Origin of the sequence: Hoeflea sp. TYP-13, from assembly GCF_040932035.1 — a bacterium.
Taxonomy (GTDB): Bacteria; Pseudomonadota; Alphaproteobacteria; order Rhizobiales; family Rhizobiaceae; genus Hoeflea_A.
Genome location: NZ_JBFRBB010000001.1, coordinates 1729397 through 1747329 on the forward strand (window position 1 = coordinate 1729397; position 17933 = coordinate 1747329).

At 56.7% G+C, this 17933-nt stretch carries 15 protein-coding genes; 3 read left to right on the plus strand and 12 right to left on the minus strand.

Annotated elements, in window-relative coordinates:
* Window positions 1-88 precede the first annotated feature (88 nt).
* Window positions 89-2446 carry a methyl-accepting chemotaxis protein gene (locus ABVT35_RS08220; protein ID WP_368465803.1) on the minus strand — a complete coding sequence of 786 codons (2358 nt, stop codon included), beginning with the start codon at window positions 2444-2446 and terminating at the stop codon, window positions 89-91.
* Between the two features lie 297 nt (window positions 2447-2743).
* Here ABVT35_RS08220 and ABVT35_RS08225 point away from each other — a divergent pair, with 297 nt between their 5' ends.
* From ABVT35_RS08225 to ABVT35_RS08235, 3 genes are all read left to right on the plus strand, one after another.
* Window positions 2744-4930, plus strand: a complete 2187-nt coding sequence (locus ABVT35_RS08225) for an FUSC family protein (protein WP_368465804.1) — start codon at window positions 2744-2746, stop codon at window positions 4928-4930.
* Window positions 4930-5802 carry an HlyD family secretion protein gene (locus tag ABVT35_RS08230; RefSeq protein WP_368465805.1) on the plus strand — a complete coding sequence of 291 codons (873 nt, stop codon included), beginning with the start codon at window positions 4930-4932 and terminating at the stop codon, window positions 5800-5802. The genes ABVT35_RS08225 and ABVT35_RS08230 overlap by 1 nt, the downstream gene beginning before the upstream one ends.
* 140 nt (window positions 5803-5942) lie before the next feature.
* Complete coding sequence (locus ABVT35_RS08235; RefSeq protein WP_368465806.1) at window positions 5943-6587, plus strand: PEBP family protein; 645 nt, start codon at window positions 5943-5945, stop codon at window positions 6585-6587.
* A 15-nt stretch (window positions 6588-6602) separates the two neighbouring features.
* On the opposite strand, the gene ABVT35_RS08240 is transcribed toward ABVT35_RS08235, so the two are convergent.
* The 11 genes from ABVT35_RS08240 to ABVT35_RS08290 all read right to left on the minus strand — a co-directional run bounded on the left by ABVT35_RS08240 (window position 6603) and on the right by ABVT35_RS08290 (window position 17803).
* Window positions 6603-7781: a Gfo/Idh/MocA family protein gene (locus ABVT35_RS08240; protein ID WP_368465807.1), complete on the minus strand. Its 1179-nt coding sequence runs from the start codon at window positions 7779-7781 to the stop codon at window positions 6603-6605.
* Window positions 7782-7790: 9 nt separating this feature from the next.
* On the minus strand, window positions 7791-8846 hold the full coding sequence (locus tag ABVT35_RS08245; RefSeq protein WP_368465808.1) for a sugar phosphate isomerase/epimerase family protein: 1056 nt from the start codon (window positions 8844-8846) through the stop codon (window positions 7791-7793).
* Window positions 8847-8876: 30 nt separating this feature from the next.
* Complete coding sequence (locus tag ABVT35_RS08250; RefSeq protein WP_368465809.1) at window positions 8877-10010, minus strand: Gfo/Idh/MocA family protein; 1134 nt, start codon at window positions 10008-10010, stop codon at window positions 8877-8879.
* Window positions 10003-10767, minus strand: a complete 765-nt coding sequence (locus ABVT35_RS08255; RefSeq protein ID WP_368465811.1) for a sugar phosphate isomerase/epimerase family protein — start codon at window positions 10765-10767, stop codon at window positions 10003-10005. Before ABVT35_RS08255 ends, ABVT35_RS08250 begins: the two co-directional genes overlap by 8 nt.
* 30 nt (window positions 10768-10797) lie before the next feature.
* Window positions 10798-11886, minus strand: a complete 1089-nt coding sequence (locus ABVT35_RS08260) for an ABC transporter ATP-binding protein (protein ID WP_368465812.1) — start codon at window positions 11884-11886, stop codon at window positions 10798-10800.
* Between the two features lie 4 nt (window positions 11887-11890).
* Complete coding sequence (locus ABVT35_RS08265; RefSeq protein WP_368466298.1) at window positions 11891-12718, minus strand: carbohydrate ABC transporter permease; 828 nt, start codon at window positions 12716-12718, stop codon at window positions 11891-11893.
* A 60-nt stretch (window positions 12719-12778) separates the two neighbouring features.
* On the minus strand, window positions 12779-13672 hold the full coding sequence (locus ABVT35_RS08270; protein ID WP_368465814.1) for a carbohydrate ABC transporter permease: 894 nt from the start codon (window positions 13670-13672) through the stop codon (window positions 12779-12781).
* A gap of 67 nt (window positions 13673-13739) precedes the next feature.
* Entirely contained in the window at window positions 13740-14981 is a 1242-nt protein-coding gene (locus ABVT35_RS08275) for an ABC transporter substrate-binding protein (protein WP_368465816.1), read from the minus strand.
* Window positions 14982-15306: 325 nt separating this feature from the next.
* Window positions 15307-15957, minus strand: coding sequence for a hypothetical protein (locus ABVT35_RS08280; RefSeq protein ID WP_368465818.1), 651 nt, complete (start codon window positions 15955-15957; stop codon window positions 15307-15309).
* A complete protein-coding gene (locus ABVT35_RS08285; protein WP_368465819.1) occupies window positions 15954-16730 on the minus strand; it encodes an ATP-binding cassette domain-containing protein in 777 nt (258 codons plus the stop codon). The genes ABVT35_RS08280 and ABVT35_RS08285 overlap by 4 nt, the downstream gene beginning before the upstream one ends.
* Window positions 16727-17803 carry an ABC transporter permease gene (locus ABVT35_RS08290; protein ID WP_368465820.1) on the minus strand — a complete coding sequence of 359 codons (1077 nt, stop codon included), beginning with the start codon at window positions 17801-17803 and terminating at the stop codon, window positions 16727-16729. Before ABVT35_RS08290 ends, ABVT35_RS08285 begins: the two co-directional genes overlap by 4 nt.
* Window positions 17804-17933: the final 130 nt, after the last annotated feature.

Here is a 17933-nt window from a genome sequence, read left to right on the forward strand (position 1 = left end):
CTGTTCTTTAAGTTACGGAAACATGAACGGCGCCGGCAATATTCACCGGCGTCGTTACTTGGTTACGTTAAATTAATGGTGCGTTGACTCAAAATTCCGTCCAGTCCTCGCTTTCTGCAAGGGCAGTGTTGCCGATAAAGGCGGCGCGGGCGGGCTTTTGCTTCGGAGCAGGCGGAGAAACCGGCCGGTCGTCGGCGTTGCGCACCATTTGCACATCGCTATCGTCAAGCTTGAACTGCTCAACGATACTGCCGAGCTTGCTGCTGTCTGTTGCAAGCATCTGACTGACGGCATTGTTTTCCTCGACCATCGCCGCGTTCTGCTGTGTGGTCCTGTCCATCTGGCCGATTGCCGAGTTGATGCCCTGAATGCCGACAGCCTGTTCGCGCGCACCGGTGGCAATGGCATCGACATGATCGTTGATCCTGTTGACGTCCTCTCCGATCTTCGAGAGCGCGGAACCGGTGGCGTTGACCAGTTCAACACCGGTTTTCACTTCCCCGCCCGATTTGGTGATCAGTTCCTTGATGTCCTTGGCGGCCGTGGCGGAACGCTGCGCCAATTCCCGCACCTCCTGCGCGACGACGGCGAAACCTCGGCCCGCTTCTCCGGCTCTTGCCGCCTCTACGCCGGCATTGAGAGCCAGAAGGTTGGTCTGGAAAGCAATCTCGTCGATCACGTTGATAATGTTCGAAATTTCGTTCGACGCCGTCTCAATGCGCTGCATTGCGCTCATGGCGTTGGCAACCACTTGGCCTGACTGTTCAGCGCTGTCCTTGGTTTCGGCGACCATTCGGCTGGCTTCTTCGGCCCGTTCCGAAGCCGTGTTGACTGTCACGGTTATTTCTTCAAGTGCCGCGGACGTCTCCTCCAGTGAAGCGGCTTGCTGCTCCGTGCGGCGCGCCAGATCGTCCGCGGCGACATGGACCTCATTGGCATTGCTCCGCAATGAAGACGTGCTTTCCTGCACCGCGGCAAGCGTTGAACGAAGTTTGAGGGCCGTTTCGTTGTAGTTCTGGCGCAGGCTCTCAAGATCCGGTTTAAACGGCGTGTCGATCGTGGCGGACACATCGCCGTGGGCAAGACGTTCAAGTCCCTCGGCAAGCGCTTCGACAGCTTCGCGGGTCTGCAGATCATCCTGCTGTTTGGTGCTTTCGCGTTCCGCACGTTCCTTATCTGACAGAAGTCTGCTGGATTCGGCTTCCACCTCCAGCCGGTCCTTTTCCAGGGCCGCGTCGCGAAATACCGCCACGGATTTTGCCATTTCTCCGATTTCGTCGGAGCGGTTTTCATCCAGTTCGATTTTTGTATCGCCCTCCGCCAGCGCCCGCATCTTGCCGACCAGTTCGTTGATTGGCGTAGCGATTGTGCGCGAGAACTTGATCGACATGAACAGGCACAGCAGCGACACGGCCAATGCAAACAGCAGCATGACCATGCGCATGCGGGAAAGTCCTGCGAACGCTTCCTTCTCGTCAATCAGTGCAACCACGTACCAGCGCGCACCATCCAGTTCGAATGGTGCAATCGCCGCACGCGCATCCATGCCCCGGTAGCCATCGAGCATTCCCACTGTGGTTTCACCGGCGGCCGCTTTTTCGAGGAGCGGCGTGGTGATCTGGTGCGCAAGTGTGTCGTTGCTTTCAGTGAATTTGGAGTCGGACAGCATGAAGCCGCTGCTGTTGAGAAGCAGGGTTTCACCGGTTTCGCCAAGACCCTCGCGACCGGCCAGAATCCGGGTGACCTTCGAAGATGGTATACGCAGCACCACGGCGCCGAGTTTGGTGTCAGCCTTGTAGACAGGGCGCGCGATGAACGCGGCGGGCGCATTGTCGGACGGGCCGTAGCGTTCCATGTCAATGAAGGTTGATTTACCGTCTGCAGGCGCTTCCATCGCCGCAGCGTAGGCTTTCGCCAGGCCTGAACTTTGCCACTCGCCGTCAATCAGATTCGATGCGAAATCGAGCCCCTTGGAAACGGAGTAGATGACATTGCCCTTGGGATCGATCAGGAATGCATCGTCATATCCGTAATCTTCGACGAGACGCGAGAAATAGGCGTGATAATGGGCATGGACATTGTCATACACGTCTACATCCGGGTTGATCAGCAGATGGCGCTGGCCGTCAGCATTCGGATTGTCGGTGATATAACGCTGCTGAAGAACCTCTTTTGCCTTGCCTTCATACAGTTCGTATTCGAATGCAATGAACTCTAGCGCGTCAGACGTCGTCTTGCTTTCGGAAACGAATTCGATGTCTTTATTGATGCTTTCAAAATACTGATAAAGTTCATTCTTCTTGCCGGTGGCCAGAGCGACAAGTTTGTCCTCAACCTCTGAAATGTTTGCCTGTCCGGCAACATAAAGACCGCCCATGCTCGTTGCAGCGACAGCAAACAGCGTCATGAAGACCGCGGCCATAGGCAATTTGCGCGAAATTTGCATCCGATTACCCTGACATACTCTTTTACGGGACCGCTCCTTAGGGAACGGGCACAAGAACATGCCCAAAAAGGGCTGGCATGGATGCGTCATGCAGGCATGTGCCGATCAACAGCAAAGAATATTTTGCGGCCAGGGCACAGGCTACCGAGGCGCACTATGTCCGAGCCAACTTAAAAGAGCTTTAAGATGGGCGTGCAATCTGAGGATGGGTTGGCTGCATTTTTGTCCGGTTCCGCGTTCTGTTTATATTTGCTACCAATCCTTAGTGGCAATTGAAGCGGTTATTTCAATTTCGGAATGGTAAGACTGAGCGACCAGATTGAACGTCTTCGCGTCATCAACGCGCTACGCATCACGCTGGTGATGATGTTGTGTATTGCTCTGGCGGTGCTGCTGGACATGCAGACCGGCGTATTTGTCATATTTCCGGTCCTTGTCATCTCGTTCATGATGCACGATGAATCGCCCGCTGCAGGCCTATCCCTTGTCGTTGGGTCGGCACTGGGCGCCGTGATTTCATATATAACCATCGACTACTTTCTGACGGCGCGCCCCCTGTTCTTGCTGGTTACGCTCGTTGTGACCTGTGTCCTGGGTTATTGGGCGGCGCAGGGTTTCCGCAATCGTTGGCCGTGGGGTTTTGGTGCCCTCTTTGCAATTTTGAATGTTGCAGGTGCCGCCTTTGCTGCCATCGGCGGCGCGGAACTGGGCGAGAGGCTGGCATTTCACTGGATGCTTGAAACCAGCCTCGGTGTTGCCGTGACCTGGGTGGTCATGCTGGGTCTGTGGCCCTCGCCGAAATCCGGTGATCTTGTTGCGCTGTGTGAAGGCATTGAACATGAATGTGCGGTTTTACTCAACAAAACCGCTGAGCGGATCGAGGCTGAGCAACCAATTTCATACTACCCGAGCCCGGTCAGCCTCATGAATTTCGGCAAGTGGCTGGGTCAGGTCGACCGCCTCAAATGGCGTTTTACTGCTGACAGGCAGGAGCATCACGCCATCCGCCTGCGAATGCGTAATCTCATGTTGTCCTACGTCAACGTCCGCCATCTGGAGCGCACGCTGGAGGATTTTCCGCGCAGCGAAAGCCTTATTGAAATCCGCGCTGCCATGGCCACGATATTGCGCGGTCTTGCCGATGGCCTGGAAGAGCCCGGTGACACAAGCGGACTGGATGCATCACTGGCGCTGATCGACAGGGAGCAGCAAGAGCGTTCGCAAAACCTCAACGAACCCGATGGTGAATTCAGGAGGATACCGGCCAAACTGGCTGCTTTTTTGGCCGCGGCCCGCGAACTGCAGCACGACATTCTGACACTTGCCAATCCCCAATTGTCCGATGAGAGGATTCCCGCGGATGCATCTTCCCCCGAAAACAAGGGCTGGATTGTGGAAGACAGTGCAAAGGCTGCCCTCAAGTTATCCCTCGGTGTTGCTGTAGCACTGATGTTTCATCTGGTGCCGCTGGTGCCGGCCGGGGCTTATCTGGTCCTTGGGCTGGTGATCGTCATGGTGCAGCCGAATCTGGGAAAATCGCATCTTCGTGTCCGGCTCTGGTTCCCGGGTGTAATTGCCGGGTCTGCCTACAGTCTCTTGGGTCTCCTGTTGATATCGCTCGCCCCGCATTTGCCGCTTTTGCTGGCATGGCTTGCGCTGGGATTTCTGATCGGATCCTATATCGGAGCCGGCCACGACCGTGTTTCCTATTCCGGCTTTCAGATTTGTGTCGGAATTGCTGTCATACTCGGCATGGCGGCCTTTCCCGTCGCAACGGTTGTTACCGCAGAAGAAAGGGTTCTTGGAGCAATTCTGGGATTCGCGGTGGCACTCATGGTGGGTCAGAATTTCTGGCCGGAACACCCGGCGAATCTGCTGCGCAAAAGCTTTGCCGACTATTTGCGGGAATTGCCACCCGCGCTGTCGCGCATAAGTGGTGCCGATGATCCGGAAGCCGCTCTGCTCAACTCCCATTTGCTGCGTTTGAAAATGGACGTGGAGAAGGACTTCGCGCTGCTTTATGATTACAGCTACATGATGCCCGGGAAAGCCGGCGCAAATTATAATTTCCACGGCATAACCCACGCAACCGGCAATATGTTTCATCAGTTGTGGACGTTGCATCAGATATTGTCGCGTGTCGATGACATTGACATCAGGCGCGCGATGATTGCACCGACTGCAAACGCCATGGAGCAGGTACGCAATCTTGCCGAAGCCCTGGCAGATACGATTGCCGAGGGCGCCACAGCTTCGGATGGTGTGGTTCACGCACGACTGGCCGAGCTAGACGCGGCTATCACGGCCTCCGAGTTGCAGCCGACAGAGGAGGGGGATATGCGCCGCGCCTGGTATTTCGGTGTTAATTTCATTCGGGAAATGCGTCACCAACTGGCGCTGGTGGTAACTTCGGTCGAAGGATCGGATAGACACGGATCTCCACAAACTGCACTTCTGGCAAAGACCTATGAGGGAGCGACGTAATGGCGGCGACGCGGCGGGCAATGACAACTATTCGGTTTTGGGTGACCCTTGCCGTCTGTGTGATAGTGGTGCTGGTGGCATACTACATCGCGTCGGATCGCACTACGCCGATGACCAGGGACGCCTACGTTCAGGCCTTTGTAATTCCGGTCGCACCACTGGTGTCGGGTGAAGTCATCGAAGTCTTCGTCGAAAACGGCGACGAGGTAAAAACGGGCGATCCGCTGTTCCGGATTGATCCGCGCGCCTTTCAGTTCGAGGTCGACCGGCTTGAGGCGGCTTTGGATCAGATGCAACTGGAGCTTGGCCAGCCGGATGGCGCGGGTCACGATCAGCATGCCGGTATCAGGCAGATCAAGGCTGAGCTTGCAAAGGCCAGCTTAAGGTTGGAGCAAACCAGAGTTCTGGCGTCGGATGACGGCATTGTGGATAACATGCAACTGCATGCGGGTGCCTATGCGGCCGTGGGTAATGCGGTGATGACGCTGGTCGATGCAAGCCGATGGTGGATCGTTGCAAATTATGAGGAAAATGCACTGTCCGTCATCCGGGAAGGCCAGACCGTGGAATTTGGCCTCTACATGTTTCCGGGGCAGGTCTTTGCCGGTCACGTTGAGAGTATTGGCTGGGGCGTGGAACGGGGGCAGGGCTTTGCCACCGGCAACCTTCCGCAAATCGACAATCCCGCCCGGTGGATATCCTTCTCGCAGCGATTTCAAGTGCGTATAGAGCCATCCGGCTCCATCGCCGAGCAGCAACTCAGGGTCGGCGCGACGGCGCGTGTTGTCGTGTTTTCCAGCGACGGAGGTGTGATGAGTGCACTTGCCAGATTGCTGATGAGGCTTTCGGCAACGACAGACTATCTCTACTGACGTGAACCGGAATCGCATTTGATTCGGTTTTCGGGGGCGCTGGAAATCGCGGCACGGTTAATCCCGCGCCGCAGTTCATTGTAAAGGGTTGATTGATGCTGGATGAATTCCCCCGTTGTCGCCGGGTCTGCGCGTTTGCGTTGACCGGCTTGTATATGATGGCCGGCACGGCGTTGCCGGTTTCGGCACAAAACACGGTCAAATTGAAAGCCGATGTGTGGGCGGACAACTGGTTTGCGCTCTATCTCGATACAAAGTTGCTCAAACAGGATTCTGTCCCGATAACCACCGAACGCTCATTTAACGCGGAAACGTTCACCTTTTCCGGCGGCTATCCGCTTCAGCTGAATTTCGTCCTGAAGGACTTCAAACAGAACGATACCGGGCTTGAATATATAGGCACACGCCGTCAGCAGATGGGCGATGGCGGCCTTATCGCTCAGTTTACCGATTTGGCGAGCGGCAAGGTTGTCGGTGCCACCAGTTCAGCTATGCGCTGTCTCGTCGTGCACCAGGCACCGTTGGATAAAAGCTGCGCGCGGGAACGAGACCCGGAACCGGGGAAGGGTGTCTGCCAGTTCCTGTCTGTCGCGGAACCTGCCGGATGGAAAGAACAAGGCTTTGATGATTCTGACTGGCCGCGCGCGACCGTCTACTCGGCGCGTGCCATCAGGCCAAAGGGCGGTTATGACAAAATTCGCTGGGACCGCAGCGCAAAATTTATCTGGAGCGGTGATCTTGAGACCGATAACACGGTTTTGTGCCGGTTGAGGATCGACCGGTAGGGGGCGAAGCCGGACCTACACTTTTATCCAGGCGGCATTCTTGGCCGATGATTTCACGCAGGCATCAATGAAACGCATGCCGGCAAGACCGTCCTCGATGGTGGGGAATGAAACGTCCTTCGCTGCCTTGCCACCTGTTCGTCCGGCCCGGATCGCCGCCGCCGCCTCGCTGTAGATATTGGCAAAGCCTTCGAGATAGCCTTCCGGATGGCCGGCCGGAATCCGGGTGACCCTTGTCGCCGCACCGATGGCGCCGGCGCCGCCGCGTGTCAGAAGCTGCTTTGGTTTGCCGAACGGGGTGAACCATAGCTGGTTGGGATGCTCCTGTTCCCATTCCAGGCCGCCTTTGCTTCCGTAGATACGCAGCTTCAGGCCGTTTTCGTTGCCGGGTGCGACCTGGCTGGTCCAGACCATGCCCTTGGCGGGCTTTTCGCGGCCCTCCGGTTTGAACCGCAAAAGGACATGGACATTGTCGTCCAGCCGCCGGCCTTTGACAAAGGTGTCGAGATCGGCGGCGACGCTTTCCGTTTCAAGACCGCTGACGAAACTCGCAAGGTTCCAGGCATGCGTCCCTATATCGCCGACGCAGCCTCCGGCACCCGACTGCGCCGGATCGGTACGCCATTTTGCCTGTTTGTTGCCGCTGCCTTCTTCGGCCTCCGTGAGCCAGTCCTGGGGATATTCGGCCTGTACCAGCCGGATGGTTCCAAGCTTTCCCTTTGAAACCATGTCGCGGGCCTGCCGGATCATCGGATAGCCGGTGTAATTGTGGGTCAGCACAAAGAGCTTGCCGGATTTGTCCACCAGTTTTGCCAGTTTTTTGGCGTCGGCCAGTGTTGAAGTCACCGGCTTGTCGCAGATCACATGAATGCCGGCTTCGAGAAACGCCTTTGCGGCGGGGTAGTGCATGTGGTTGGGCGTTACGATGGAAACCCCCTCAATGCCGTCATCGCGTGCCGCCTCGATCTTTGCCATGTCCTTGAACGAGCGGTAGCAACGGTCCGGGTTGAGACCCAGTTCAAGACCGGACGCGAGTGCCCTTTGCGGATCAGATGAAAGCGCGCCCGCCACCAGTTCGTAATGCCCGTCTATGCGGGCAGCGATCCGGTGCACCGCACCGATAAACGCGCCCTGGCCTCCACCGACCATGCCCAGCCGTATCGGTCCGGTATTTCGGTTCTTTGCGTCGCTCATATTGATCTCCTACAGTCCCAACATCTGTCGGATCTGCTGCCTGTCTGTTTCACCGCCGGCGAAATCGTCAAACGCCTTTTCCGTCACACGGATAATGTGATCGGCAATGAACGGCGCACCCTCCGCAGCACCTTGTTCGGGGTGTTTAAGGCAGCATTCCCACTCAAGCACGGCCCAACTGTCGTAGTCGTACTGGGCAAGTTTCGAGAAAATGGCGGAAAAATCAACCTGTCCGTCACCGAGAGACCGGAAGCGTCCCGCACGGTCGACCCAGCTTTGATAGCCTGAGTAAACGCCCTGCCGTCCGTCCGGGTTGAACTCGGCATCTTTCACGTGAAACGCTGAAATGCGCTCGTGATAAATGTCAATGAATGCAAGGTAATCGAGCTGCTGCAGCAGGAAATGCGAGGGGTCGTAATTGATCGTGCAGCGCCGGTGCCCTCCAAGCGCCTCAAGGAACATCTCGAAAGTCGCACCGTCAAAGACGTCTTCGCCCGGATGGATTTCGTAACCGACATCAACACCCTGTTCGTCATAGGCGTCGAGGATCGGTTTCCAGCGGCGGGCTAGTTCCGTAAAGGCCTCTTCTATAAGGCCCGCCGGACGCTGCGGCCAGGGGTAGAGGTAAGGAAAGGCGAGGGCGCCGGTAAACGATACGGAGACGTCAAGGCTGAGATTGCGCGAAGCTCTTGCCGCATAATTCATCTGCTCCACGGCCCATTTCTGGCGCGCCGCCGGATTGCCGTGCAGTGCTTCCGGCGCAAATGCATCGAACTGGCTGTCATAGGCAGGATGGACCGCTACCAGTTGCCCCTGAAGATGTGTCGAAAGTTCCGTTACCTCGACGCCTGCCTCGCCACAGATGCCTCTGATTTCATCGCAGTAATCCTTTGATTCAGAAGCGATTTTCAGATCCATGAACCGCTCGTCCCAGGTCGGGATCTGAACGCCCTTGTAGCCGAGGGATGCGGCCCAGTCGGTGATCGCGGGAAGCGAGTTGAACGGTGCTTCGTCGCCGGCAAACTGTGCCAGGAACAGGGCCGGTCCCTTGATGTTGGTTGCCATTGATCAACTCCTTCACTGCATACAAAAGATTCAGGCCAACAAAGCGGTGGCATCCGCCGGTGGCAGAGCTTCGGGCCGTTCGCACTGCGTCTCCATGTCTATGAAGCGCCCTTCATCACCGGATTGCAGAATTGCCGTCATGACCTCCACGACATGCAACGCCAATTCAAGCGAGCAGCGGTGCTGGCGGCCTTCCGAAAGTGCTTGCGCCATGTCGGCAAGACCAGCGGCGCGATAGTTCGCCACATCGCCGCCGGGATGCTCTTCGTTGTTGACGCTAAAAGGGTGCTCCCAGTCCGCTGCGTGATCGACAAAATCTCCGCCCCTGGTAATTGAGACATCGCCGGCAAAGAAATTCGGGTCCGGCAGGAAGATCGACCCGTCTTCGCCATAGAGCTCCATTGGCGCGTGGCCATGCCGCCACACATCCCAGCTTGCACCCAATGTCACAGCTGCGCCGTTCCGGAATTCGAGCAATGCGTGAAAAGTGGTCGGCGTTTCGACCGTTATTTTCTCTCCGGCCCGCGGCTGCGAGGTAATGGTGCGTTCAGGGTCAGGAGTGGATGAAATTGCCGCAACGCGTTTGACCGGCCCGATCAGCTGCACGAGATTAGAGATGTAGTACGGCCCGAGATCAAGGATTGGCCCGCCGCCGGGCTTGAAGAAGAAGTCCGGGTTAGGGTGCCAGTCCTCCATACCGTGGCTCATTACGTGGCATGTGCCGCCGGTGATCTTTCCAACCGCACCTGTATCGATCAGGTGTCGGGCAAGCTGATGGGAGCCGCCGAGAAATGTATCCGGCGCCGAGCCGACGCGAAGTCCGTTCATCTGTGCGATTTCCGCAAGTTCCCGGCCTTCGGCCACGGAAAGCACAAACGGTTTTTCAGAGTAGACGTTTTTGCCAGCGAGCAGGATCTGCTTGGATACGTCGAAATGGGCTGCCGGGATTGTCAGGTTGACAATGATGTTGATATCGTCGGCAGCGAGCAGGCCTTCTACGGTCTGCGCCCGCAAGCCGAATTCTTGCGCTCGCGACCGTGCGGCCTCTTCGCTGAGATCGGCACATGCCCTTATTTCAAAACCGCTGAACAGTGGGGACAATCTCATATAAGCGGCCGATATGTTGCCGCATCCCATTATTCCTACGCCGAGACGTTCAGGCATTTTGCACCTCTGTCATTCCGCTCAGGGCTTCGATCGAGCGCTTTGCAAAGCGTTCGAAATCATTTGGATTGTCGTGTTCCACAATAAGGTATTGAACGTTTCCGTGCTTCCGCAACTCGCGAAGAATGTTCCGCCAGGCTACAATCCCGTGACCGACATCGGCCCAGCCGTCCTCGTCCTCGCAATGACCGGTCGGCGCAATGTCTTTTACATGGACAGCCGTGATGCGCGGGCCGTATTTCTCGATCCACTCGAGCGGTTCGCCGCCTCCGCGAATGATCCAGGCGATATCGGCTTCCCAATCCATATCCGGCGCTTCGTCCAACAGGATTTGCTGCGGTGTCGTGCCGTCAGCGAGCGGTTGGAATTCGAAGTCGTGATTGTGCCAGCCGAAACGGCGGCCCGTTGCCCGAACCTTTTCATTTATGGCCGAAAGCCGCTTGCCGAAATCGGCCCATTCCGAGGCATTTGTCGGTCGCTGGTGTTCGTCCAGATAGGGGCAGAATATGGACCTGATCCCAAGTTTCTCGGCCAGCGCGATCGACGCATCAAATTCATTTTCCATGGCCTCAACTGAAAAATGCGCAGTGGGCATCGTCAGGCCGGCGGTTGCCAGCTGGGCGCTGAACGACTCCGGCTCTCCATATACGGCTCCAAATCCTTCCACCTGGGTGTAGCCAAGGCGTCCCAGGCTCGTCAGCACCCTGTCCCAGGGTGTGAAATTGCGTGCGCTATAAAGCTGAAATGACAAGTCCATTGCAGTTTCCATTCAGAATATATGGTTGGTTCACAGTCTGTTTTCAGTTTGCATGTCGAAGACGGAGGCGCTGACGGGATCGAAACCGATGTTCAGCTTTTCACCCACCTCTACATTCTTCTGTCCATCCATGCGGAACCGGAATTCCTGGTCGGCAAGTGTCGTCCAGACGAGTGTGTCCGAGCCCATCGGCTCCACAACCTCGACTGCAACCTCGTGTGAGAACGCCTTGCCGGAAGCATCTCGGCCGATGGACACATGCTCCGGCCTTACACCGAGCCAGGCTTCCGATCCGTCTGCCGATCCGCCATTTTCAAACGGGTACCGCGACAGGTCGACACTCAGCCCTCCGGTTGCAAATTGCGGATTTCCTCCGCCGTTCAACTTGCCCGGCATGAAATTCATTCCCGGCGAGCCGATGAACCCGGCAACATATTTGTTGTTCGGGTGATTGTAGATCGCATGCGGCGTATCGAGCTGCTGAACCTTGCCATCGCGCATGATCGCAATACGGTCGGCCAGCGTCAGCGCTTCTATCTGGTCGTGCGTTACGTAGATCATCGTATTGCTTAGTTTCTGGTGCAGTCGTTTAATCTCGACCCGCAGCTCAGCGCGCAATTTGGCGTCTAGGTTCGACAACGGCTCGTCGAACAGGAACACATCGACCTCGCGTACCAGCGCCCGTCCGATGGCGACGCGCTGGCGCTGTCCGCCCGAGAGCTGTGCCGGTTTACGTTTGAGAAGCGACTCGATCTGAAGGATGGAGGCGGCGCGTGCCACACGTTCCACGATCTCGGCCTTGGGAATGCCGGCGTTTTTCAGGCCGAAGGACAGATTGCCCTCAACGCTCATTTGCGGATAGAGCGCATAGGACTGAAAAACCATGCCGATGCCGCGATCCTTCGGTTCTTTCCAGGTGACGTTGTTTCCCTTGATGAAGATCTGGCCGTCCGAGATATCCAGTAGCCCGGCGATGCAGTTCAGCAAGGTTGACTTGCCGCAGCCCGACGCGCCCAGAAGCACCAGGAACTCGCCGTCATAAATGTCGAGATTGAGGTCTTCCAGAACCTTCAGGTCGCCAAAGTTGAGCGAAAGGTCTTTGATTTCAATGCTTTTCATGGGTCTAGCCTTTCACCGCGCCGGCTGCGATTCCGCGGACGAAATATTTGCCGGACAGGAAATAGATCAGCAGGGGAACGCCGCCCGTCAGGATCGTTGCGGCCATGTTGACGTTGTATTCCTTCACGCCCTGCGTCGTGTTGACGATGTTGTTGAGTTGGACCGTCATCGGGAAATTCTTGGTTCCGGCGAAGATGACACCGAACAGGAAGTCGTTCCAGATGCCGGTAACCTGAAGAATGATGGCAACCACAAAAATGGGTGGTGACATCGGCACGAGGATTTTCAGGAATATTCCCCAGAAGCCGGCACCGTCAACGCGGGCCGCCTTGAAGAGCTCCTCAGGCAGCGATGCGAAGTAATTGCGGAAAAGCAGCGTTAGGATCGGCATGCCGAAGATCGTGTGGATAAAGATCACCCCTGCAAGGGAGCCGAAAATACCCAGTTCCCTGGTGATGATGACCAGCGGATAAAGCATGACCTGATAGGGAATGAACGATCCGAAAATGAGGATTGTGAAGAACACCTCGGCGCCCTTGAAACGCCAGAATGAAAGCGCGTAGCCGTTCACCGATGCTATGGCAATCGAAATGATGACGCTGGGAATGAGGATCTGCACCGAATTCCAGAAGCCGACTTTGAGGCCTTCGCAATACAGGCCGGTACAGGCTGTGTCCCAGGCCTTGACCCAAGGTTCGAATGTAACTTCCACGGGCGGTGCGAATATGTTTCCAAGCCGGACTTCCGGCATGCCCTTGAGCGACGTCATGATCATCACATAAAGCGGCAGAAGATAGTAAAGCGCCGCAACGATCAGCACCGAATAGATCATGATCCTGGTGGGATCGAAATTGCGCTGGGGGCGTGGGCCGATGGGTTCGATTGACATGGCTTACCCCTGCTTCTTCTTGCCGTATTCGAGATAGACCCAGGGGATCAGAATGATCAGAACCGTGGTTAGCATGACGGTCGATGCGGCCAGCGCCTGTCCGACATTGGCGCGTGCGAACATGAAGTCGTAGACATATTTGGCCGGCACCTCCGAGGCGATGCCGGGGCCGCCATTTGTAAGGGCGACAACGAGGTCGTAGAGCCGCACGATGCCGGAGGCGATGATGACGAGTGTCGTGACGAACACGCCGCGCATCATCGGAATGACAACAAATATATACGTCTTCCATTTCGGAATTCCGTCGACACGGGCGGCCTTCCAGATTTCGTCGTCAACCGCTCTGAGGCCCGCCAGCATCAATGCCATCACAAATCCCGTGCCCTGCCAGATACCGGCTATGAGGAGGGCATATATAACCGTGTCGCGGTGTGCGATGAGATCGAATGTAAAGCTTTCCCAGCCGAGATTGCGGATGGCTTCCTGCAGACCGAGAGTCGGATTGAGAATCCATTGCCAAACGACACCGGTGACGATGAAGGAGAGCGCAAACGGGTAGAGATAAATCGTACGAAACGTGTTTTCGAAGCGGATTTTCTGATCCATGAAAGCGGCCAGAACAAAGCCGACGACCAGGGAAAATATCAACGACACAACACCGTATATTGCAATGTTTTCGACGGATTTCGTCCAGCGCGACGTGTTGAAAAGCCGCTCATACTGGGCAAATCCGACGAACTCATTGACGGGCAGGGCGCGCGACGCGGAGAATGAGTAGATCACCGTCCACACCGAACATCCCACAAAGACGACAAGTGTCGTCAGGATCATCGGTGTCGCCGCCACCTTGGCGTTGAGATTGCGAAAATAGGGGTTGGGTCTGGCCTGGTTCGCCATGGCTTTGCTCCGGGGAGGAGGGAACCAGCCGTCAAGCGACCGGTTCCCGGACCTTTAAAGCGCCTTGTCAGTCGGCGTTCTGGACGATCTCGACGTAACGCTCCTGGGCTTCTGCCGGGGACATGTCGGGGTCATTGAAGAATTCAACCCAGAGGTCTTCAAACTGGCCTTGCGTGTCGGACGACCAGGTCTGTTCTCCGGAAGGCAGAATGTTTTCCGGTTTCTCCAATATGGCCAGACCTTTTTTCATACAGTCATTGGCTGCGGCGAGGTCGATATCGCCGCGGATCGGCAGCGAACCCTTTTTCAGGTTGAAATCGACCTGCACGGCTTTCGAGACCAGCAACGAAGCCAGTTCAAGTTGAGCCTTGACGATCTCCGGATTGTCGCCGGCTGGCTTGGGGAAGTAGAAGGCATCGCCGCCGGTGTCGAGCACCGGATGGACGCCAAGGCCGGGAAGGCAATCGTATTCCTTCCCGGCGGTCTGGCCCGCCACACCGAATTCACCCTGGGCCCAGTCACCCATAATCTGTGCACCGGCCTTGCCGGTAATCACCATGTTTGCAGCGTCGTTCCAGGCGCGCCCCACATAGCCGTCATCGACCATGTCACGCGCTGCTGCAATGGCTTCGAATACTTGTGTCATTTCAGGGCTGGCGGCGGCCTCGGCGCTCTTTTCTGCATTGATCTGGCGGTAAAGGTCCGTGCCGCCCAGCGCCACCATGAAGACACCGGCCATGCCGTTGATCTGCCAGGGTTCACCACCCACGGCAAGCGGGATGACACCGGCTTCGCGAAGCTTGGGCGCAGCGGCTGCAAATTCACTCCAGTTGGCGGGCACCGCCAGTCCGGCGTTCTCAAACACGCCGCGGTTCAGCCACATCCACTGAAACGAGTGGATATTGACCGGTACGCAATAGAGCTTGCCGTCATAGCGGCAGGCATCAAGCAGTTTTGCCGGACGGATGATATCGGCCCAGCCTTCCTTTTCGGCAAGTTCGGTCAGGTCGGTCATCAGGCCGGCCTTTACAAGGTCTTCAGCGTCGCGGCCCGTGTTGAGCTGCGTTGCGCCCATCGGATCACCGCCGGAAATACGGCTGATGATGATCGGGCGGGCATTGCCACCTCCGGCAATGGCGCCGTCGACCCAATTGTTTCCGGTCGCGTTGAATGCATCTGCGAACACTTTAACGGCAGCAGCTTCACCGCCTGATGTCCACCAGTGCGTCACTTCGAGATCCGTTGCCGCGGCTGCGCCGACGCCGGCAAGAATCGTGGTTGCTGCAAGAGCTGTTCTAATTCCAAGCATATAAGCCTCCCATGGGGTGCCGTTCTCCCGATGCACCCGGATAGTCAATTTGGACTACTGCGTACGTAATCGATTACATTTGCTGTTATATTGCCTTGTAATCGATTACATTAATAAGAATGCGCGTGGACCGCATTTCTGTCAAGCACAAATTATCAGTCTGGATTGCAGGCAGCTGGAAATAAAAGCATAACGGGAAATACCGGATGCACTCACGGATCGGACTGAGTGGAACATAGTATTTTAAATCAACGCTTTCGCACCACTCAGGCTTCTGAATTGGATTTTGCGCTGCCCTTCGCCCCATTGTGGACGGACCCAGGCTTCAACCAGGAAGGTCAGCCAAATTCAGCGGATGATAAACGATATCAGCCAGCGATGAATGCGCCAGCACACGTTCTGCATTGGGAATGTCATTGCCAAGAGCCTTGGCCTCGGCGGAATGCAGGTCGAAACCGTGCGCCAGCCACCTGGATACGAGACGCTCGCGCAGTTCCCCGATGCCGACCGTCATGAATATGCGGCAGTCAAACAGCGGTTGAAGCCGTGTCCAGGGTTGGGAATCGAGCAACAGGTAATTGCCCTCTACCAGGACAATTTGGCAGTCTTTATCGACAACGGTTGAACCAGACCGAACCCTGTCGGCCTCGCGGTCGAATTCGGGTACACCCACATCGGCAGATCCGGATCGCAACTGCTCTATGGTTTCAACAAAGCTCTCGGCATCAAACGTTTCAGGCGCGCCTTTTTTCTCTCGCAGCCCAAGTGAGTCCAGTGTTGCGTTGTCGAGATGAAATCCATCCATTTGCACGATTGCCGCTCTGTGGCCGCCAGCGGCCAACTGGCGGCACAGGCGGGAGGACAGTGTCGACTTTCCGACGCCGGGCGGTCCGGCGATGGCGACGAGGCGCCTTCCATTCCGTTCTTCGCAATCTTCGACGGCTGTTACGAGATCGCTGATAGTCCTGACGATCATGCAGCTTCCATTTGCTCCGGCAGTTTCGCCCCCGTCATATAGGCCACCGCGTCGGACATTGAATGCTCTTTCGGATCGATAACGCAAAGCCTGCGGCCGAGGCGGTGAATGTGGATACGGTCCGCCACTTCGAAAACGTGCGGCATATTATGTGAAATCAGCACAATCGGCATGCCCCGCGATTTCACGTCGAGTATCAGATCGAGAACCCGCCGCGATTCCTTGACACCCAGGGCTGCTGTCGGCTCATCCATGATGATTACCTTGGAGCCGAAGGCGGCAGCGCGGGCAACGGCGACGCCCTGGCGCTGCCCCCCGGACAGCGTTTCGACCGCCTGACCTATATTCTGGATTGTCAAAAGTCCCAGTTCCGAGAGCTTATCGCGGGCGAATTGCTCCATGGCAGGGCGGTCGAGCTGTCGAAACAGATTGCCGGCCAGCCCTTTTTTGCGCCACTCGCGTCCGAGGAACATGTTATCGGCGATTGAAAGGGCAGGGGAGAGCGCAAGGTTCTGGTAGACCGTTTCGATGCCGGCCTGCTGCGCCTCCAGCGGTGTATGGAAATGAACCGAGCTTCCTTCGAGCCTGATCTCGCCCTCTTCCGGAACAACGGCTCCGGAAATGGCCTTGATCATGGTCGACTTTCCGGCACCGTTGTCGCCGATTACGGCAAGGATTTCACCGGGGTAAAGGTCGAAGTCCGCGTGGTCCAGCGCTACGACGCGGCCGTAGCGTTTTACGAGGTTGCGGGCGGTCAGGATTGGTTCGGTCATACTGCGATCTTCCTTATCCACTGGTCGATTGCGACCGCCGAGATTATGAGCACGCCGATCAGAAGATAGGTCCATTGCGGATCCGTGCCGATCATGCGCAGCCCGAGGGAAAAGACGCCGACGATGAGGGCGCCGAACATCATACCGAGGATCGAGCCACGCCCGCCGAAGAGTGATATTCCGCCGATCACCACGGCTGTGATGGATTCGATATTGGCGAACTGTCCGGCTGTCGGTGAAACGGAACCGATGCGCCCGATAAGGACCCATCCGGCCAGGGCGCAGATGAGGCCGGCGCACACATAGACCGAGATCAAGGTGCGTTTGACCCTCACACCGGCAAGTTCGGCGGCTTCCGGATCGTCGCCAACGGCATAGACGTGACGCCCCCAGGACGTGTGGTTGAGAATATAATGCAGAGCCAGCACAAGCAGCACCATGGTTATGACACCGAAGGTCAGCACGGCACCGCCGATCTTTATCTTTTCGCCGAAGAACTGAAGCAGCGGTGCGGCCTTCGAAATGTCCTGGCTGCGGATCGTCTCATTGGCCGAATATAGAAAGTTCGAGGCAAGGATGATCTGCCACATGCCAAGCGTGACAATGAATGGCGGCAGGCGCACCAGCGCAACAAGCGCTCCGTTGATAAAGCCGCAGGCGCCGCCTACGAGGAAGCCGCAAAGGACGGCGATTTCCGGTGGAAAGCCATAGCGGAATGTGAACTGGCCCATCACGACGGAGGAAAGCACCATGATCGCGCCGACCGACAGATCGATGCCGGCGGTCAAAATGACAAGCGACTGTGCTGCACCGACAAATCCGACGATTGCAACCTGCTGCAGAATAAGGGTGAGCGCAAACGGTGAAAAGAACTTGGAACCGATGATTGCGCCAAAGATGATCAGTGAAAGAACGAGAACGATGAGTGGTACGGCTGCCGGGTTTGAATGCAACATATGCTGCACCCGTTCGAGGCCGGAGCGATGCGTATGATCAAAGGAGGCGACTTCTGTCGCGCTTTGATCCAGCACCTGCTCGAAATCCTGTCCTGCGTTGTTAGTAGTTTCGGGCATAACCGTTTCCCCGGTTGTGTGACCGCGTCCGGCGATGGCGCCTGCCGCGCCTGACGGAGGCCTTCGCCTGTTTGACTTATTCTGTTTAAAGCGCGGGTTTTGTAAACTGGCATTTAGGTTCCGAGCAGAG